The following is a 261-nucleotide window of genomic DNA, read 5'->3' as shown; positions in this document are numbered from 1 at the left end:
ATCCTACGAGTTGGAATTGCTTGAGGAATCACTTTCTTCTCTCGGCATTAGACCGCTTCCGTCTTAACTCCCTTCACAATAGTCTGGTAGTAGCCCCTTTCGTTCGGCGGCAGAACCTGAACATGCTCGAATCCCAATTGCTTGAGCAAATCGACGAGTTCCTGAGTCCGGAGAGCGCGGTAATGGCCGACGAAATGATAAACCCGCCGCTGGCCGTCGTTTTGCAAAGTAAGATACACGTGAAATATGTAAGACTGATCA

The 261-nt window shown here is 49.0% G+C and carries 1 protein-coding gene; it reads right to left on the bottom strand.

From position 1 onward, the window contains the following. Positions 1–47 precede the first annotated feature (47 nt). On the bottom strand, positions 48–261 hold a 214-nt coding region (locus QSV46_RS40135; protein WP_314964181.1), incomplete at its 5' end, for a hypothetical protein.

Source organism: Bradyrhizobium cosmicum (genome assembly GCF_032290525.1).
In the GTDB taxonomy this organism is placed as follows: domain Bacteria; phylum Pseudomonadota; class Alphaproteobacteria; order Rhizobiales; family Xanthobacteraceae; genus Bradyrhizobium; species Bradyrhizobium cosmicum_A.
The sequence above is the reverse complement of the archived record's forward strand: the minus strand, read 5'-3'. Positions and strand labels throughout refer to the sequence as shown.